Here is a 17,512-nt window from a genome sequence, read left to right on the forward strand (position 1 = left end):
ACCGCGACCCCGGCCCAGCGCGCAGCGATCACTGCTCGTGACGGCGGTTGCGCCCATCCGGGATGCGACCAACCGCCACACCACTGCGAAGTCCATCACCTTACCCCATGGGCGCACGGCGGTAAGACCGATATCGACAATCTGGCGATGTTCTGCTGGCAACACCACCGGATGGTTCACGAATCCGGATGGACCATCGACATGGTCAATGGATATCCATCGATAATTCCACCGAAATGGCTCGACCCGACACAGACGCCCCGCCGAAAACCACCACCGATCATTGATCTGGTGACCATCGTTCGTGAGTAGCCGGACCCAAACCCGACAGTGGACCGCGATGCGGGGGCGGGGCCGAGTCAGTCGCGGCGGAAGAGGAAGAGTCCGTATGCCTGCTCGTCGTCGATCCAGTGCTCTTGCCGGGTGAGGCCACGCCCGGACAGGTCGGCGACGAAGTGATCAGGCTCGAACTTGGCCGAGAACCCCACGTTGATCGAATCTCCGGCGCGGAACCTCAGCGTCATGTCCAGCCCAGGTATCCGGACCGTGTGTTCCCGGGTGGCGTAGAGATGCCCTTCCACCACCGTCCGGCCGGAGTTGTAGTGCGCTCTCGGGACGAATCCGGCTAGGTCGAAATCGGCGTCGAACCGACGGTTCAGATGCGCGAGGTGGTTGAGCCGGAAGTCGGCGAACGCGCTGTGGCCAGGGGGATCGTTGTAGCAGGTCTCGAAGTCGGCTGCCGGTTTGAGCAGGTCGACCGACACGAGGAACCCGTCGCCCGGGCGGAGGGTCCCGGCGATCCGGTTCAGCAGGGCGGCACGTTCCTCCGGCGTGGTGTTTCCGAGGTTGCTGCCGAGGAACGCGACGACCAGCGGTCCGTCCGCCCGGTTCGCGGGGTCGCCCAGCCAGTCGAGCCCGGCCTCGTAGCGCCCCCACAGGCCGGTGACCGTCAGATCGGGTATCGCCGCCCTCAGCGCGAGGTCGCTGGAGAGCAGCATCTCGCGGCTGACATCCACCGGTAGGTAGGTCGTCGCGGCCCGCGCTGCGCACTCCCTGAGCAGCAGGCCCGTCTTCTTCGCGCTCCCGCTGCCCAGCTCCGCGACCCGGCAGCCGACCAGCTCGGCCATGTGCGCCGCGTGCCGTTCCAGCAGGCCCCGTTCCACCCTCGTCAGGTAGTACGTGGGCAGCCGGGTGATCGACTCGAACAGCTCGGAGCCACGTTCGTCATAGCCGAACCATGGTGGGATGCGGGGAATCGGCTCGCGCAGGCAGGCCGTGATGGTGGCGCGGTCGTCCCAGAACGCCGCGTCGTCCTCCAACGCCACGATGCGCGACGTGCTCGGGTCAGCCGACATCGACGGCCTGGCGCAAGCTGGTCGTGTTGTCCTGCCAGCTGTCGAGCAGCAGGTCGGAGAGTCTCTCGCCGAGCAGGAGGCTCGCTCGGATACCGAACACGACATCGGACGCGAGCTGTGGTTCGGCAGCGAGCAGGGGAGCGAGCACACCGTGGCGGATCATCTGCTCGTGCACGGCGTCCGCTTCGACGTGCTCGTCGTAGAAGCGGATCGCGTCGGGGCCACAGCCCAGTCGTCGCATCGCCCGGACCAGGCGATCGGAGCCGGGTGACGACGTGAGCTCCACCATGGCGAACTGGCCGATCAGCGCGCCACGCAGCCGTCGGTGCAGACCGCACATCGACATGAAGTTGACCTCGGCCAGAGTGGCGCCGGGGACCGAGTCGAGGTAGGCGCCGTAGGCGTCGGACAGGCCCAGCTCCACCATCATCCGGGCGAAGAGCACCGAATGCATCCGGTCGGCGTCCCCGGCCCCGTACTCGTCGTACTCGACGGCGACGAGCGCGGCCTTGGCGCGCCCGGCGAGCCGGGGGATCACCCAGGCCTGCGGGTCCGCTTCCTTGAGGTGGTACATCGACCGGTGCACGACGTACTCCCGGAGCTGCCACAAGGTCCCGTCGCGGCGCAGGTGGTGGGACACCCCTCGCGCGTCGACCGGTTCGACGAGCAGCGCGTCGACCTCGGCGGCGACGTCGGAACCGGGCACGGTGTCCGACCGCAGTGCATGTTCGAACACCTGCTCCAGCTCGCGGCGGGCGGTGAGCAGCGCCGGATCCCATTCACAGTCGTTGGGGACACCCGCGAAGCCGCGGTAGTGCGGTTCGTAGCAGCAGTGCAGGGCCAGCTGCAGGTCGTCGCCGTACGGATCGGCATCGGGCAGGCCGCCCAGGTCCGCGCGGTCCCGCTCGCCACGCAACACAGCCAGGACCGAGGAGGACAGCGGACCCCTCTCGCAGGGCAGGGGCGACTGCTCGGTGAGCGATGAGCTCGTCGTGATCACTCCGGCTCCCGGGTGGCGCGGGTCTTCGTGCGGTGGCTCGTGTCGCAGATCGGGTAGCGGCGGCTGCGCCGGCACGTGCACAGCGCCGTCACCGGGCGGTGGGAGACGACCTGCCTGCCGTCGGGCAGGACCAGCTCGACCGGGCCGGACAACAGCACCGGTCCGTCGTCGGTGACCACCACCCGCCGTTCGCGCGGATCAGCCGGCATGGCGGGCCTCGATCACGACCAGCTCCTCGACCCGGTCACCGTCGCCGATCAGCCCGCGTTCCTCGAGCATCCTGGCGCGTGCATGCATGACCGGCCCGAACGGAACGCGTGCCCGCTCCACCACCTCACCCACCAGACCGCCGTCGCGCAGCCGGTCGAGCGTGCGCTGTGCCCCGCACACGGCGGAGTGCACCAGCAGCACCGTCCCGGTGGGAGCCAGCATCGTCGCGGCGCCGGCACACAACCGGTCGAGCACCGCGCGACCGTCCAACCCGGCATCCCAGCAACGCGCCCGCCGGAACCGGGGCAGCCTCGACGTCGGCGCCGGAACATAGGGCGGGTTGGCGACGATCAGGTCGAACCGACGCGGAGCGACGGGTGCGAACAGATCTCCGCGACGTACCGTGACCGCCGCGTTGCGCACCCGGCAGTTCGACCAGGTGGCCAGCACCGAGCGCCACGACAGATCGACTGCCGTGACCGACGCGGCGCCGCCCCGGGACGCGGCCAGAGCCAGCGCACCCGAGCCGGTGCCGACATCCAGGACGTGTCGTCCGACGGCGTAGCCGCCCCGATGCATGACCTCGGTCAGCATCGCCGTGTCGTCCTGGGCCCGGTACACGCCAGGCGGGCACAACATCATCATGAGATCGAAACCCATCCCTGGTCGAGTCCGCGTCGGCTACGTCGTCGGTCAGCTGTCGAGCGTCTGCTCGGCGATCGCGGTGATCCGGGCCTGTGCCGCCTCGAGGACACCCGCCCGGTTCTTGTGTGCTTCCTCGTAGGCCTCGATCGTGCGCACGTCGGAGCTGTCGCGCAGTGCCTTCACGCCTCGGATGGCGTCGGGCTGGTTGAGCCCCGGGTAGTCGCTGATGGGCAGCTCACTCTCGTCGAGAGTGCCCAGCGCCCGCCGGGTCTGGTGCAGCGCACCGGCGGTCTGGTCGGCACCTTCACGCCGAGCCGTCCGCTCCGCCTGGTCGAGCGAGGCGTTGCGACCGCTGACCGCGACCTCACGCGCGGCGCCACCGAGCCGCATCACCCGGTCGGCCGCGCCGCCCAGGGTCTCCCGGGCCTTCTCGCCGGCATCCTGAGCGCCTTCGACGGTCCGGTTGACGCCTTCCAGCGCCACTCGCAGCGGCAGCCCGACCATCTTGGTCACACCGCCCGCGACCCGCTGGAACGGAGTGGCCCGCAGCGCCGCCGGGCCGCCGAGCGCCTCTTCGGCGAGCACGGTGCTGATCCAGTCCACCGTTTCCGTGTGCGCCGCCTCCAGCTGCTCGGCCAGCGCGCGCACCGAGGGCGAATCGGCTGCCTCGCCGAGCGCTTTCAGGTAGCGCGCCCTGCCCAGGAGCTGCTGCTCGAGAGCCAAATCCTGCAGCAGCGCCTCGTCGAACGGTGTCGCCTGCTCGACGGTGCTCTTGAACAGCGCGATGACCCGGCCGATGATCGGGCTGGCCACGTCCGGGACCCCACCCAGCTCACGGAGCTGACGCAGGATCAGCCGGCTGCGCCGGTCGGCGTTGTCGGCGTTCCGGGTCAGCTCGTCGCGCACCTTGTCTGTGCGGGCCTGTGCCAGGCGGATGCGGGCGATCTGGGCCTCGGTCTGGGTCAGCTGGAGGATGGCTCGCAGCTGGCGGGTGAGCGTCGTGGTCGAGGTCATCAGGGGGTAGAACTCCAGTCAGGTTGAGTGCAGCCGAACGGCAGTGCGTGTTCGCGTCTGCTCACTCCGCCTACCCAGTGGTGATGGTCCGAAGCTCGGATGGCGGAAGAACTTCGGGCGTGCTGGGTCACATTCGGCCGGAGGTGGCGGCCTTGAGTCCTTCTCTGGTCATGCAGTGCAGCTGTTCGCGCATGACGATGAACGAACTAGCCGCTACCGAGGAGTAGGGGTTCTCGCGCGCCGGCTCGGTCAGGTTGTTGAGCACCTGCCCCAGCAGCCGGGCCGTCGAGCGGCGACGCCAGAGCGACCACCCGACGAACAGGTCCGGCCCCAGGGCGCGCACGGTGACCATGCCGTACTCGGCGCCGTTACGCACGGTCAGCGAGGGAACACCGTCGAGGTCGCGCTGCCGGACCTGGAACGGCTGCCGGCAGCGCTGGGCGGCACATTCCTGGATCGCGGTCGTCACGGCGTCCGCGCGCTCGGCGCCGCCTTCCAGGACGGTGGCCCCGTCGGCGAGGGACTCACGGAGCGGGCGGAACGACACGACGATCCAGGCGAACAGGATGCACCCGGCGACCGCCGCGAACGCCGGAGAGATCGCGGCCTCGATGCCGCCCCTGCCGACCATGCTGTTCATCGAGCCGACGTTGAAGGTCGCACCCCACACCATTCCGCAGGCCACCAGCGGAAACCCGAAGCAGGCCGCCAGGACCAGGTGCGGCCGAAGGGCACGGGGCGCGAGCGCGTCAGCCGCTTCCACGGCGGAGCCGTCCAAGGTTCTCGGCCGGGCTGATCCGGAGGTGGTGAACTCGTCCGCGGCGTAGCCGTCGGTTCCCAAGGGTGTGCTCATGGTTCTCCTCAACACTGCTTCGGGTGGTGGATCGCCGACCGGCACCCGTATGAGCACTGCCACCAATCGGCGTGTCGAAACCCCGGACGAGCCGGTCCAACCCGGACGGGTTACCCCCGTGGTCTCGGCTTGTGGGAGCAGAGCGCGGCGGAGGAACTGGACTATCCTCGGGTTCGTCGGCCGTTTGCGAGCTCGTGGGGAGAACGCCGTGACCGTCGAGGAGCTGCTGGAGATCGAGCAGATCCGCGCCCTGCGCGATCGCTACGCGGCGGCGTTCGACAGCTGCGATGTCGCGGGCTTCGCGGAGCTGTTCTGCGACGACGCGGTGTGCGAGTTCCCCGAGGAGTTCGGCGGGAGCCGGGTCGGTAGGGACACGATCGCCGCTCATTTCGCCGAGCAGGCCGAGCGGATGAGCGAGCCCCGCGACGCGGTACACGTGACGACCAACCCGTGGATCACCCTCACCGGCCCGGACACCGCGCACGGCCGGTGCTACCTGCTCGACCTGCGTGCTCAGCAGCATGCCGAAGCCGATCGGGCGGTGAGCGCGGACGGGAACCCGCTGCTGTTCCTCGGGATGTGCGAGGACGATTACCGCAAGGTCGACGGGCGATGGAAGTTCGCCACGATTCGCCTGCCCTTCTTCTGGGCCGACCAGGCCTCGGAGAAGTCCCGCTAGGGACTGGGCGCGGTCCGCCCGGGAACGAAGACCGCGCTGGCCTGCGCGATGGTGCGGGTACCGACCGCGAGCGTGCAGTGCGCGAGCATCACCCGGGAGCCGCGATGCTGCAGGTTGGAGCTGGTGGTGACCAGATCGCCCGGACGGGCCATGCCGGACAGGTACACCGTCAGTGAGCTGGTCGTCAGCGGCGTGGGCGGGTCGGTGCTGGACGCGACGGCGTAGCCGATGGCGAGGTCGGCGAGCGTGGCCAGGACGCCGCCGTGCACGGTGCCGGTCCCGTTGAGGTGGCGAGAGTCGACTCGCAGTGCCAGACGCAGGTTCATGCCCTCGCCCCGGGAGTACAGCGGGCCGACGAGATCGACGAAGGGGCTGCTCCGGCCGTGTCGCCGGTAGCCTTCCGGAGGCCGGTTCGCGGGGTCCTCGACGGGGCTTTCCGGTACGTCGGCACGGTTCATCGTGAGGTCCGATCTGATCGTGAGCGGGTCAGTGCAGCGGGACGCCGGCCGGCGAGCTCTGCTGTGCGGGCGGCCACGCGCGGGGCATCGGTACGTGCAGCGCCCCCGGTTCGACCTCGGTGTGTTCGAGCGCGGCGTGCAGCCGTGCGTCGCGTCGGATGATCGAGCCTCCCCGCAGCATCGAGCCGATGAGCTCGACCGCGAAGTCCTCGGTGGACCGACCCAACAGCCGCGCGGCGTCCTGGAGCCAGGCCCTGGCGTGCAGGTAGGGCTCCACATCGGCGACCGGAATCCCGCTACGGATCATCAGTGCGTAGGCGAAGATTCGCCGGGAGCTGTACCAGACCGCGCCGTCCGGGTCGTCGACGAGACGCTGGGCGCGGCGGACCGCGGTGGCGAGCGCGGCGCCGGTGTCGACGGGGATCGGCCCGTGTGAGGGCAGCAGCACTCGCGGCGCGAGGTCGACCAGGCGCTGGAGGGAGGCCAACGCCACGGCCGCCACCCGGGGGCCGTCGAGCGCGAGGTTGACCATGCCGACGTCGTAGTCCGACAGCGCGTCGCCGACGACGAGCAGGCGTTCCTCCGGCTGCCAGAGCGCCAGGTGCCCGGGGGTGTGACCGGGCGTGCGTACGACCTGCCAGTCCGTGTCACCGAGCCGCAGCAGGCGGCCGTCGTCGAGGGGCTCGTCCACCGTGTAGGGGGCGACGGGCTGATCGAAGTACTCCGCCTGGCAACAGCCGGGATCACGCCTGGCGAGGGCGGTGGCGTCCGGAGTGCTCGCCGCGATGCCGGCCCCACCCGCCTGCAGTATCGCGTTCGCGCCGACGTGGTCGGAGTGCCAGTGCGTGTTCACCACGAGGCTCAGGCCCCTGCTGGTGTGCGCGCGGACCCACTCGGCCGTCTGCTCCGCGTGCGCGACGAACCCGCTGTCCACCAAGGCCGGGTGCCGTCCGTGCACGAGGATCAGGTTGGCATCCGGGAAGGGACGTTGCCGCCAGCTCAACCAGCTCGGCAACCCCTCGGCGTCAACGGTCACGGTATCTCCATCCGAGTGACGCTCGCGCGCCCCTCTGTTGTTGGAGTCGAAACTATCTCGGACCGGCTACCGGCGTCCAGAACCGGTGGTTTCGACGGCATCCACACCTGGATATTGCCGGCAGTATAGTTGGAAATCTAACTAATTGCTCGGCGCGAGCGCTCCGGGAAGGTGGATCATGAATCGCACACGGACCCACAGCTGGGTGGACCCGTCGGAACTGGCGGTCGCCACCCGCGCCACGGACGGGCTCGTCTTCTCCCGCCTGCTGGCCTCGCATCGGCTGGGCCCGATGCCGATGGCCGCCACTCTCGGCTACACGTTCACGGAGGCCGACCATGGACGGGTCGTGTTCGTCGGCGTCCCCCGAGAGGTCGTGTGCGGTCCGACGGGTTTTGTACACGGCGGTTTCGCCGCCGCGATGCTGGACAGCGCGGCAGGCTTCGCCGTACACACGACACTGCCGGCCGGGACCGGCTACACCACGCTGGACCTCTCGGTGCACCACCTGCGGCCGATCACCACCGAGACCGGTCCGGTCCGGGCCGTCGGCACCCTCCTCAGCCGAGGACGGCGTACCGCTCTCGCCCGCGCTGAGCTGCGCGATCCCATGGGTCGGCTGCTGGCGAGTGCCGTCAGCTCGTGCATGCTCTTCCCGCCGGAGGGCTGAGGGGTGCTTCACTCGCCGTCGACGGACTCCCAGTCCCTGGCGATGCCGATGAGCCAGGCGAGCAGCGCCATCTCGGCGGGTTCGCCGACACTGCGCATGAGCCGCCGCTCGAGAGTGTGTGCCCTGGCCCGAGCCTCGGTGAGCGTCGCGGTGCCGGACTCGGTCAGGTGGAGCAGCCGCTTGCGGCCGTCCTCGGGCGTGCGCGACCGGGTGATGAGCTCCCGCTCCTCCAGACGTTTCGCGATCGCGGACATGGTGGGGCGATCCAGCGCGACCGCGCGGGCGAGCGAACCCTGCTCGGCACCCGGGTAGGCGTCGACGGCCGCCAGTACGGCGAACTGCGGGCCGGTCAGCAGCGGCTCGACATGGCGCTGCCAGGAAGCGACGTACGCGTGGTGCAGCCTGCGCACCACGTAACCGGGCATGGCGAGCAGCTCGTCCGGAGCGGGAAGCTGCTCCGGTCCCGACTCGACTCCCGCACGATCTTCTTCCATTCCGCTATTCGACCATGCGGTGACAGCGGGCCGCCGACCTCGTGCTGGGCGAACCTAGCCGAGCCGCGTGGAGAGGTGAGCCAGCCGTACCGCCACGGCCGACGTCGCGCCGTGGTGGACGCTGGAGAACTCGCCGGGTATCCGGCGGAGAAGCCGCCCGACGTGGGCGTGCTCGCTGAAGATCTCCGCGGTGACGGTGGAGATCCCGCGCGCGGGCGCCGCACGGATCAGCGGCTCGACGAGCAGTGGCGCGATTCCGCATCGCTGCCAGGAGTCCTCCACGAGCACCCCGAGATCGGCCGTCACGCCGTCGTGGTTCCTGAGCAGGGATGCCAGTGCGATCACCGTGCCGGTGGGACGGTGGACGGCGACGAGGCTGCCGGAGGGGTCGGCGACCACGGCGGCCAGGTGGTCGGTCGGGATCAGGGGTGCCGCGCCGTGGAAGCGCGCGGCCCGTGTCGCCCGGCCACATCGCCGCCACATCTCGGCGACACCCGGGAGATCACGTTCGGTCGGTCGGTGGAGTGCGATGTCTGAGGTCGGCATGGCGGTGTTCCTCGGGTCGCGGGTCGAAAACTAGTTGGATTTATGACTAACTGAGCCCCCGAGTGACTGGCGGACGGTGTGGTCACTGCGTGGTAGGCGCACGTAGCCCTGTGATCTGCGTCATCGGTCCGGGTCTTCCCAGGGTGAGCATGGCACCAATATAGTTGGAAATCTAACTTACTGGCCAGTACGGCTAGTGGCGTGAAGGGATGGCTCATGGATCGCACACGGACCTACGGATGGGCGGACCCGGTCGAGCTGGCGATGGCCGCGCGGACCACCGACGGACTTGAGTTCTCCCGGCGGCTCGCCTCAGGCGAGCAGGGGCCGACGCCGATCTTCGCCACGCTGGGCTACGCACTCACCGAGGTCGAGCACGGCAGGGCCGTCTACGTGGGCGAGCCCGGCGAGCACGTGTACAACCCGATCGGCTTCGTGCACGGCGGGTTCGCCGCCACGATGCTGGAGAGCGCCGCCGGCAGCGCCGTGCACTCGACGGCGCCGGCCAGCACCGGCTACACGACGCTGGATCTCTCGGTGCACTATCTGCGCCCGATCACCGGCGACACCGGACCGGTGCGTGCCATCGGCACGCTCGTCAACCGAGGGCGGCGGACCGCGCTGGCGCACGTCGAGCTACGGGACCCCGCGGATCGGCTGCTCGCCCACGCGACGAGCTCCTGCATGCTCTTCCCGCCCGACGACTGACCAGGCCCATCCATCCCGAGTCGTAGGGAGACACTTCCGTGACAGAGAAGAAGATCGAGACCGACTACCTGGTCATCGGGTGCGGCGCGAGCGCCATGGCGTTCGTCGACACGCTCCTGGAGGAGACCGACCACCGGATCGTGATGGTCGACCGGCACGACCGGCCCGGCGGGCACTGGAACGATGCCTACCCGTTCGTTCGCCTGCATCAGCCGTCCGCCTACTACGGCGTCGGCTCGCGGGAGCTCGGCCGAGGCGTGACGTACCCGGACGGGCCCAATGCCGGCGGCTACGACCTGGCGTCGAAGGCCGAAATCCTCGACTACTACGACCAGGTCATGCAGCAGCGATTCCTGCCGTCGGGTCGGGTCACCTGGCTGCCGATGAGCGAGTACCGCCGGGGTCCACTCGGCGAGCACCACGTGAGGTCCCTGCTCGGAGACTCACGCGTCGAGATCGTCGTGGCCGGGAAGCTCGTCGACGCCACGCACGTGGGTACCGAGGTCGCCGCGACGCACGGGCCGCGCTACAGCGTGATGTCCCAGGTCCAGCTCATCCCGATCAATGGGCTGCCGGAGGTCCGGCGCAGACATCCCTGCTACACGGTGGTCGGCGCGGGCAAGACCGGCATGGACGCCTGCCTCTGGCTGCTGGCGAACGGCGTCGAGCCCCCGCGCATCCGCTGGATCCGGCCACGCGACCCCTGGGTGCTGGACCGTGCCGCCCTGCAGCCGTTCGCCGAGAACTTCGAGTACGTCATGCGCAACACCATCGACGGCTTCCGCGCGATCGTCGAGGCGACCTCGGCGTCGAACCTGTTCGAGCTGCTGGAATCCTACCGGGTACTGATGAGGTTCGATCCCGACGTCGAACCGAGTGCCTTCCGGGCCGCCGTGCTCTCGCGGGGTGAGCTGGAGCAGCTGCGGCGGATCCAGGACGTGATCCGGCTCGGTCGGGTCACCACGATCGAGACGAGTCGCGTGCTGCTCGACGACGGATCCGTCGATGCCGATCCCGACACGCTCTACATCGACTGCAGCGCGGCCGCGCTGCACCAGCCACCACCCGACGTGAAGATCTTCGAACCCGGTGTCGTCAACCTGCTGGTGACCAGGCGCGTTCAACCCGTGTTCAGCGCGGCGCTGATCGGGTTCGTCGAGAGTCACTTCGACGATGAGGACGAGAAGAACGCCATGTGCCAGGTCGTTCCCTATCCGAGCGTCCCACTCGACTGGCTGACGATGTGGCTGCCCACCCTGACCAACTCCGCGCAGTGGGCGCTGCGGCCCGAGGTGTCACGCTGGATCTCGGGCAGCCGGCTCAACGCGATCGGCGCCGCCGGGCGCGGGCTCGACCCGGCCGATCCGCGCCGGCACCAGCTGCGTGACCTCATGCGGGAGACCGCGATCAAGGCCGCGATGAGAATCCCGGAGCTGCTGACGCGGTTCAGCGAGCGGGAGGAGACATGGGCGAGGAGCTGATCGACGTCAACGGCACGAGCATCGTGGTCCGAAGCACGGGAACCGGCCCGCCCGTGCTCTTCATCCACGGTCTCTACGTCAACGAGCATCTCTGGGACGACGTGGTCGCCCGGACCTGCGCGTCGCGTACCTGTCATCTGCCGACGCTGCCACTGGGCGCGCACGTCGTGTCGGCCGGCAGGGACTGGCGACCGACGCTGGACGACCTGGCCGGACTGGTCACCGGTCTGATCCGGGAGCTCGACCTCGAGGATGTCACGGTCGTCGGCAACGACACCGGCGGCGGCCTGGTGCTGCTCGCGCTGGGCTCCGACGACGAGGCGCTCGAGCGGATCAGCCGGGTCGTGCTGACCAACTGCGACAGCTACGACCATCTCCCGCCCGCAGCACTTGCACCGCTGGTCAGTGCCGCGCGCCGGATTCCGATCCTGGCGAAGCTGGTTCTGCGGTCGCTGCTCTCGACCCGGTACGGACGGCGGCGGTTCCTCGGGACCGTCCTCGCCCGCGACCCGGCGCCGTACGTCGAGGCACTGTTCGACCCGGCGTTCCTCGACGAGGCCGTCCGGGTGACCGCCGCGCTGCACCCCAGCGAGGACCAACGGGGGATGCGCTGGCTGGAGAAGCTCGACGTGCCCGTCCACCTGGTCTGGGGGGACAGCGACGCTTTCTTCCCCGCCGAGGACGCGAACCGCCTCGCCGCCGCCCTGCCGAACGCCACGATCACCCGCGTCCCCCAGGCGAAGACCTACATCCCCCTGGAAGCCCCCGCCGAGGTCCACAAGGCAATCACCGCCCCCTGACCACCCACCACCCGCCCACCACCTGCCCATGCCCACCACCGCTCACGCCCACCGCCCACCCACGCCCACCACCCACCCCGATGGCACGAATGTGGCTTTAGGGACGTTCAACGTCCCTAAAGCCACATTCGTGCCGCGGGAGGTGGGGCGGGTGGGGTGGGTGTTGCGGGGTGCGGGTGGTGCGGGCCGGGGAGGCGGGTGATGGTTCGGGTCAGTGGCGCAGGCCCGCCTGCTTCAGGAGGGGCATGACGTTCTCGCCGAAGTAGGGGATCTCCTCGGCCGGGTCGATCAGACCGAAGATCATGCCCTCCATGCCTGCCTCGTTCAGGTTGCCCAGCTCCTCGGCGACCTGCTCAGGGGTGCCGACGATCGGGTAGCCGCCCCAGCCCGCGATGAAGCGCTCCTGCATCTCCTTGACGGCGTGGTCGAACGACTGGCTCGCACCGGAGCCGGCGATCTTGATGACGTTGCCGGCCGCACCCCAGTCGCCCTCGTCGACGACCTGCTGGAAGGCGCGCTTCGCCTCGTCCTCGGTGTCCCGGCAGACCACCAGGCCGTAGGTCATGACCTTGATGTCGCGTTGGTAGTCGTCGCGGGCCTTCGACTTGACCGTGTTCACATAGGACTTGATGTTCTCCAGGGTGTCGAGCGAGGCGAAGTTGACGTCCACGTTGCGCGCGGAGAACTCGATGCCCCGGGGCGAGTTGCCCGCGTTGATCAGTACCGGGCGCGGCGCCTGGTGCGGCTTCGGATAGGCCTCCAGCAGCTCGGCGTCGAAGTACTTCGTGTGCATGGTGAACGTGCCCGGCTCGGTCCACAGTTTCGTCGCGAAGTCGAGCCACTCCTGGCCGTACTCGTAGCGCTCGTCGTGCTCGCGCTGCTCGGCCCCGAACATCTCCATCTCCGGCGGCACCCAGCCCATCACCAGGTTGAGCGCGAACCGCCCCGCCGAGATGTGGTCGATCGTGGTTGCCGACTTCGCGGCGACGATGGGGTGCACCGTCGGCAGGTGGGAGGTCGCGGCGACCGCGATGCGTTCGGTGGCCTCGGCGATGCCCGCCGCCCAGGTGTAGGTCTCAAAACAGTTGCCGTTGAAGTTGGTCGAGCCGCCGAACCCCTTCCAGCGCGCCACCGGGACCATGACGTCGAACCCGATCGCCTCGGCGCGGCGCGCGATCTCCTTGGTGTGCTCCCAGGTGATCTTGTAGTTGCTGGGGGCGTGGCTCATGATCAGTCCGTACGAACAGTTCGTGCCGAACAGGCCCAGCTTCATCTTCTGGTCGCCCAGCAGTGGGTTCGTCTCGCGGCGGTCGACCAGGGGATGGGTCTCCTCGATCGGGCGGGGATCGGTCGGCGCGAGGCCGAGGCGTTCGTTGGCGGTGACGGTCATGACGGATCTCCTCGGTGCGGGTGGACGGGGGAGCGGACTTCAGCCCAGCTGGAACGGGTCGCGGGTGCCGCCGGTGAGCTCGACCCAGATCGACTTGTTCTCGGTGTACTCGTTGATCGCGTCGACGCCGTTCTCCCGGCCGATGCCGCTGGCGCCGAACCCGCCGAAGGGCATGTTCGGGCCGAGGACCCGGTAGGCGTTGATCCAGATCGTGCCGGCGCGCAGCTTGGCCGCGACCCGGTGCGCACGGTGCACGTCCTTCGTCCACACCGCGCCGGCCAGCCCGTACGGGGTGTCGTTGGCCAGCTTGAGCGCCTCGTCCTCGTCGTGGAACGTGTACGCGGCCAGTACCGGGCCGAACACCTCCTCGCGGACGATGGTGTTGTCGGGTGTCACGTTCGTGACGACGGTCGGTTTGACGAACAGCCCGCCGCGTTCGGCATCGGGCTCGCCGCCGCAGGCGAAGGTCGCTCCCTCGGCGGCGGCACCGGACAGGTAGCCGAGGACCTTCTCGTACTGGGGCCGGTTGGCGACCGGGCCCATCTCGGTGTCCGCCTCGGTCGGGTCGCCGAGCTTGATGGCGTTGGCCCTGGCCACGACCTTCTCGACCAGCGCATCGTGCACGTCGGCGTGGACGATGAGGCGCGAGCCCGCCATGCAGGTCTGCCCGGTTGCGGCGAAGACGCCTGCGACCAGGCCGTTGGCGGCGGCGTCCAGGTCGGCGTCTGCGAAGACGATCTGCGGGGACTTACCGCCGAGCTCCAGGGTGACCCGGTTGAAGTTGGCGACCGCGGCCTGGGCGACCTTCGCCCCGGTGGCCGACGAGCCGGTGAAGGCGACCTTGTCGATCCCCGGGTGCTTGGCCAGTGCTTCACCGGTCGAGCGCTCCCAGCCGGTCACCACGTTCAGCACACCGGCGGGCAGCCCGGCCTCGTGGAGGATCTCGGCGAACGCGACGGTGGACGCCGGAGCGTGCTCGGACGGCTTCACCACCATCGTGCAGCCCGCCGCCAGTGCGGGTGCGAGCTTGAAGGTCAGCAGCAGCAGGGGGGAGTTCCACGGGGTGATCGCCCCGACGACCCCCACCGGCTCGCGGCGGGTGAACCCGAAGTAGTTCGGGTTGACCGGCGGCACGGTGCGGCCCTCGACCTTGTCGGCGAGCCCCGAGAAGTAGTAGTACCACTGCGGAAGGCCGGTGAGCTGGCCGCGCATCTCCCGCAGGAGCTTGCCCGAGTCGTTGACCTCGAGCAGCGCCAGTCGTTCGGCGTTGTCGGCGACCGCGGCGGCGCAGCTGCGCATGACGGCGGCGCGCTGGAAACCGGTCATCTGGCCCCACTCGCCGTCGAACGCGGCGCGTGCGGCGGCCACGGCCTCGTCGACGTCCTCGGGGCCGCCGTCGGCCAGCCGCGCCCAGGGCTGACCGGTGTACGGGTTCTGCGTCTCGAACGACCGGCCGGACCGGGCGTCGACCGACTGACCGTTGATGAAGAGCTTGAACTGTTCCAGCGGTGGGGAAGACGCGGGCATCGTCGACCTCTCGTTCGTCAGGTCCCTCGGGTGGCCGCACCCAACGGCGGCCGATGACGGGAGACGCTAAAGAGATGCGGCCGGTGCCGATATCCGCGGACCGCGGCCGCACATCCGTTTCGTGCGAGCGGAGCCACAGGCCGGCGGCCGTGACGTGCGCTCAGCGGATAGCGCACCGCTCTGAACGGCTGGTACGCCCGCCCCCGCTCCGATTACGCTTCGACGTATCCGTCTCGGCGCGGCTCGTGGGGTCGCGGTGGGTGGCGAGACGACACGAGGAGGTGTCGCAGGATGGCGGACTCGCGCGAGAAGACGGCCCCCGCGCGTCTGTCGCGCTACCCGGTGCTGGGGACCCGCAGCCTCGAGGAGGCCCGCGAGGCGGTCACCCGGGTGTACCTCGACCACGATCTGTCCGCCCCGGACGACCGGCTCGAGATGACGCTCAACGCGACCTCGGACCGGTTGTTCACCCTCGGCTACCTGACCTACAAGTCGTGCGCCAAGCTCGTGATGCCACCGACCCAGGACTGCTATCACGTCAACCTGACGGTCGCCGGACGCACGGACGCGAACCGCAGCGACGGTGACCGGGAGACGACCCTGTCCCGGACCAGCGGAATCGTCCTGTCTCCCGAGCAGGAGAACACCGTGCGGTGGTCGCCCGACGCGGAGCAGCTGATCCTGAAGATCCCGAGGACGAGCCTGGAGAACCACCTCGCCGACCTGCTCAACCACCCGGTGCACGAGGTGGTCGACTTCGACTTCGGCATCGACCTCACCACCCCGGCCGGGTCCACATTGCTGTCCTCGGTCGAGTTCTTCGCACGTGAGCTGGACCGGCCGGGTGGGCTCGCCGACATGCCGATCGCCCGGGAGCAGCTCGAGGCGTTTGTCATGACGCAGCTGCTGCACACCGGGCGCCATCAGTTCTCCGACGAGCTGCTGGCCCCGGACGACCCGGTCCGCAAGGGTCGGCTGCGGCCGGTGATCGAGTACATGGAGCAGCACGCCGACGAACCGCTCAGCCCGCCCGAGCTGGCTCGGGTCGGCTGCATGAGCGTCCGCACCCTGCACGCGACCTTCCAGCAGGAGCTCGGCGAGTCCCCGATGGCCTACCTGCGACGGGTCAGGCTGGACCACGTGCGGGCGGAGCTGCTGCGCTGCGATCCGGCGCTGACCCGGGTCACCGACGTCGCGCTGCGGTGGGGTTTCTTCCACCAGAGCCGCTTCGCCCAGCAGTACCGCGAACGGTTCGGCGAGCTGCCGCGCGACACCCTGCGGGCGCGCGGCGCCTGACGGCCTTCCCAGAGCGACACGTTCGTGTTATCAAGCCGCCGACCAGCGACGACACCACGCCGTTGGCCGATGACTTCGGCGGGTCCGTATTTGATGATCGGCTAAACTCTGGCACCCTTTGCGGCCAGGTCAACTGTTGGGGAAGCGCGCCGCTCGATCTCGGCGTTGGCCGTCGCGACCAGTGGTCAACGGCGAGGAGGCCGTTTTTAATGAAGCTTGCTCTCTACCTGCCCAACTTTCGTACCAAGGTCACGGTCAAGGAGCTCGAGGACCTGACCGACCTCGCGGAGGACCTCGACTTCGACTCGGTCTGGACGCTCGACCGGGTCATCGTGCCGGAGTCCAGCGACCGAGGCGAGATGCAGCACCCGTTCGGCATGATGCAGGAGATGCCGCGTGGCCTGCCGGTGGCCTCACGTGGTGAGTTCCTCCAGGGCATGCCGCTGATCCCGTGGCTGGCCGCGAAGACCAGCAAGGTACGGATCGGCATGAGCATCATCGACACGCCGTACCGCTCGCCCGGCGTCCTCGCCGCCGAGCTGGCCACCATCGACCACCTGTCGAACGGCCGGCTCAACGTCGCGGTCGGCGCGGGCTGGATGCCCGAGGAGTTCGCGGCCTGCAGCGCCACGCACATCTTCCCGAAGCGGCACAAGCACGTGCGCGAGACGATCGAGATCATGCAGGGCATCTGGACGAACGAGCTCTTCGAGTACCACGGTGAGTTCGCCGACTTCGAGCTCTCCGGCTTCGGCGCCAAGCCCGTGCAGCAGCCGCACCCGCCGATCTTCTTCAGCGGCCTCAAGGATGCGAAGCGCGCCGCGTCCCGCGTCGCCAAGTACGGCCTGTCCGGCTGGATCGGAATCCAGGACACCCCTGAGGAACTGCGGGAATGGCGCGGCGCCATCCAGCAGGAGCTGGAGGCGATGGACACCTCCCGGACGATCGAGGACCTCGAGATCTGCAGCATGCTGTGGTTCGTGATCACCGACGAGGAGATCGACCAGTCGCCGGCTGGCAAGCTCACCAACCTGCTGGTGGGCACGGCCGGGCAGATCACCGACCAGCTCAAGCGCTACAAGGAAGCCGGGCTGACCATGCCGCTGCTGTGGCCGCCCTTCCAGGACGTGCCGGTGGCGAAGACGCTCGACGACCTCAAGCGTCTGAAGGAAGAGATCATGCCGAAGGTCGACGCCGCGTAGTTCCGGCGCCGGACCGCGTTCGCCGGCAGGCCTCCCTGCCGGCGAACGCGGCACTTCGCAGTGTCGTGTCGCACCATTCGATTTCCCCGCGGGTCCTGCGTTCCACGCTGCACACGCAATGCGGAAGCGGTTCGCACAGATCGAGTGC

Annotated in this window: 20 protein-coding genes; 8 read left to right on the forward strand and 12 right to left on the reverse strand. The window is 69.1% G+C overall.

Annotated elements, in window-relative coordinates; translation table 11 throughout:
• Positions 1-312 (forward strand): HNH endonuclease signature motif containing protein (locus tag G406_RS56125; protein WP_169736771.1); only part of this gene is annotated, 312 nt, incomplete at its 5' end.
• Positions 313-359: 47 nt separating this feature from the next.
• Here the strand turns inward: G406_RS56125 and G406_RS0123565 are convergent.
• From G406_RS0123565 to G406_RS0123590, 6 genes are all read right to left on the reverse strand, one after another.
• Complete coding sequence (locus G406_RS0123565; protein ID WP_028935655.1) at positions 360-1,355, reverse strand: L-histidine N(alpha)-methyltransferase; 996 nt, start codon at positions 1,353-1,355, stop codon at positions 360-362.
• Entirely contained in the window at positions 1,345-2,352 is a 1,008-nt protein-coding gene (locus G406_RS0123570) for an iron-containing redox enzyme family protein (RefSeq protein ID WP_037078616.1), read from the reverse strand. Before G406_RS0123570 ends, G406_RS0123565 begins: the two co-directional genes overlap by 11 nt.
• The gene (locus G406_RS0123575) at positions 2,352-2,564 is read right to left on the reverse strand and encodes a CDGSH iron-sulfur domain-containing protein (RefSeq protein ID WP_028935657.1); all 213 of its coding nucleotides are present in this window, start codon (positions 2,562-2,564) and stop codon (positions 2,352-2,354) included. Before G406_RS0123575 ends, G406_RS0123570 begins: the two co-directional genes overlap by 1 nt.
• Positions 2,554-3,225, reverse strand: coding sequence for a HemK2/MTQ2 family protein methyltransferase (locus tag G406_RS0123580; RefSeq protein ID WP_245607202.1), 672 nt, complete (start codon positions 3,223-3,225; stop codon positions 2,554-2,556). Before G406_RS0123580 ends, G406_RS0123575 begins: the two co-directional genes overlap by 11 nt.
• A gap of 33 nt (positions 3,226-3,258) precedes the next feature.
• The gene (locus tag G406_RS0123585) at positions 3,259-4,224 is read right to left on the reverse strand and encodes a hypothetical protein (protein ID WP_028935659.1); all 966 of its coding nucleotides are present in this window, start codon (positions 4,222-4,224) and stop codon (positions 3,259-3,261) included.
• 127 nt (positions 4,225-4,351) lie between these two features.
• On the reverse strand, positions 4,352-5,077 hold the full coding sequence (locus G406_RS0123590) for a hypothetical protein (protein ID WP_028935660.1): 726 nt from the start codon (positions 5,075-5,077) through the stop codon (positions 4,352-4,354).
• 208 nt (positions 5,078-5,285) lie between these two features.
• On the opposite strand from G406_RS0123590, the gene G406_RS0123595 reads away from it, so the two are divergent.
• Positions 5,286-5,756, forward strand: a complete 471-nt coding sequence (locus G406_RS0123595; protein ID WP_028935661.1) for a nuclear transport factor 2 family protein — start codon at positions 5,286-5,288, stop codon at positions 5,754-5,756.
• Here the strand turns inward: G406_RS0123595 and G406_RS49360 are convergent.
• Both G406_RS49360 and G406_RS0123605 read right to left on the reverse strand, forming a co-directional pair.
• Complete coding sequence (locus G406_RS49360; protein ID WP_037078275.1) at positions 5,753-6,214, reverse strand: PaaI family thioesterase; 462 nt, start codon at positions 6,212-6,214, stop codon at positions 5,753-5,755. The genes G406_RS0123595 and G406_RS49360 overlap by 4 nt on opposite strands.
• Positions 6,215-6,242: 28 nt before the next feature.
• Positions 6,243-7,250 carry an MBL fold metallo-hydrolase gene (locus G406_RS0123605; protein WP_028935662.1) on the reverse strand — a complete coding sequence of 336 codons (1,008 nt, stop codon included), beginning with the start codon at positions 7,248-7,250 and terminating at the stop codon, positions 6,243-6,245.
• Positions 7,251-7,428: 178 nt separating this feature from the next.
• Here G406_RS0123605 and G406_RS0123610 point away from each other — a divergent pair, with 178 nt between their 5' ends.
• Entirely contained in the window at positions 7,429-7,920 is a 492-nt protein-coding gene (locus G406_RS0123610) for a PaaI family thioesterase (RefSeq protein ID WP_028935663.1), read from the forward strand.
• Positions 7,921-7,928: 8 nt separating this feature from the next.
• Here G406_RS0123610 and G406_RS49365 read toward each other — a convergent pair whose 3' ends face one another.
• Together G406_RS49365 and G406_RS0123620 are read right to left on the reverse strand one after the other, a co-directional pair.
• Positions 7,929-8,414, reverse strand: coding sequence for a MarR family winged helix-turn-helix transcriptional regulator (locus tag G406_RS49365; RefSeq protein ID WP_051342564.1), 486 nt, complete (start codon positions 8,412-8,414; stop codon positions 7,929-7,931).
• A gap of 54 nt (positions 8,415-8,468) precedes the next feature.
• Positions 8,469-8,960: a GNAT family N-acetyltransferase gene (locus tag G406_RS0123620; RefSeq protein ID WP_028935664.1), complete on the reverse strand. Its 492-nt coding sequence runs from the start codon at positions 8,958-8,960 to the stop codon at positions 8,469-8,471.
• A gap of 216 nt (positions 8,961-9,176) precedes the next feature.
• Between G406_RS0123620 and G406_RS0123625 the strand changes: the two genes are divergently transcribed.
• From G406_RS0123625 to G406_RS0123635, 3 genes are read left to right on the forward strand one after another with little or no spacing between them, the layout of a single operon-like run.
• Entirely contained in the window at positions 9,177-9,668 is a 492-nt protein-coding gene (locus G406_RS0123625) for a PaaI family thioesterase (protein WP_028935665.1), read from the forward strand.
• Between the two features lie 38 nt (positions 9,669-9,706).
• Positions 9,707-11,149 (forward strand): NAD(P)/FAD-dependent oxidoreductase, encoded by a 1,443-nt coding sequence (locus tag G406_RS49370; protein WP_037078278.1) that lies wholly within the window; start codon positions 9,707-9,709, stop codon positions 11,147-11,149.
• Positions 11,134-11,949, forward strand: a complete 816-nt coding sequence (locus G406_RS0123635; protein ID WP_028935666.1) for an alpha/beta fold hydrolase — start codon at positions 11,134-11,136, stop codon at positions 11,947-11,949. Before G406_RS49370 ends, G406_RS0123635 begins: the two co-directional genes overlap by 16 nt.
• A 211-nt stretch (positions 11,950-12,160) precedes the next feature.
• Here G406_RS0123635 and G406_RS0123640 read toward each other — a convergent pair whose 3' ends face one another.
• Together G406_RS0123640 and G406_RS0123645 are read right to left on the reverse strand one after the other, a co-directional pair.
• Entirely contained in the window at positions 12,161-13,339 is a 1,179-nt protein-coding gene (locus G406_RS0123640) for an LLM class flavin-dependent oxidoreductase (RefSeq protein WP_051342565.1), read from the reverse strand.
• Between the two features lie 39 nt (positions 13,340-13,378).
• Positions 13,379-14,866, reverse strand: coding sequence for an aldehyde dehydrogenase (locus tag G406_RS0123645; RefSeq protein ID WP_028935668.1), 1,488 nt, complete (start codon positions 14,864-14,866; stop codon positions 13,379-13,381).
• 291 nt (positions 14,867-15,157) lie between these two features.
• Between G406_RS0123645 and G406_RS0123650 the strand changes: the two genes are divergently transcribed.
• Together G406_RS0123650 and G406_RS0123655 are read left to right on the forward strand one after the other, a co-directional pair.
• Positions 15,158-16,162, forward strand: coding sequence for an AraC family transcriptional regulator (locus G406_RS0123650; RefSeq protein WP_028935669.1), 1,005 nt, complete (start codon positions 15,158-15,160; stop codon positions 16,160-16,162).
• Between the two features lie 209 nt (positions 16,163-16,371).
• Entirely contained in the window at positions 16,372-17,364 is a 993-nt protein-coding gene (locus G406_RS0123655; protein WP_028935670.1) for an LLM class flavin-dependent oxidoreductase, read from the forward strand.
• Positions 17,365-17,512 lie beyond the last annotated feature (148 nt).

The organism is Actinospineispora spinosispora DSM 44797 (assembly GCF_000429025.1).
Taxonomy (GTDB): Bacteria; Actinomycetota; Actinomycetes; order Mycobacteriales; family Pseudonocardiaceae; genus Pseudonocardia; species Pseudonocardia spinosispora.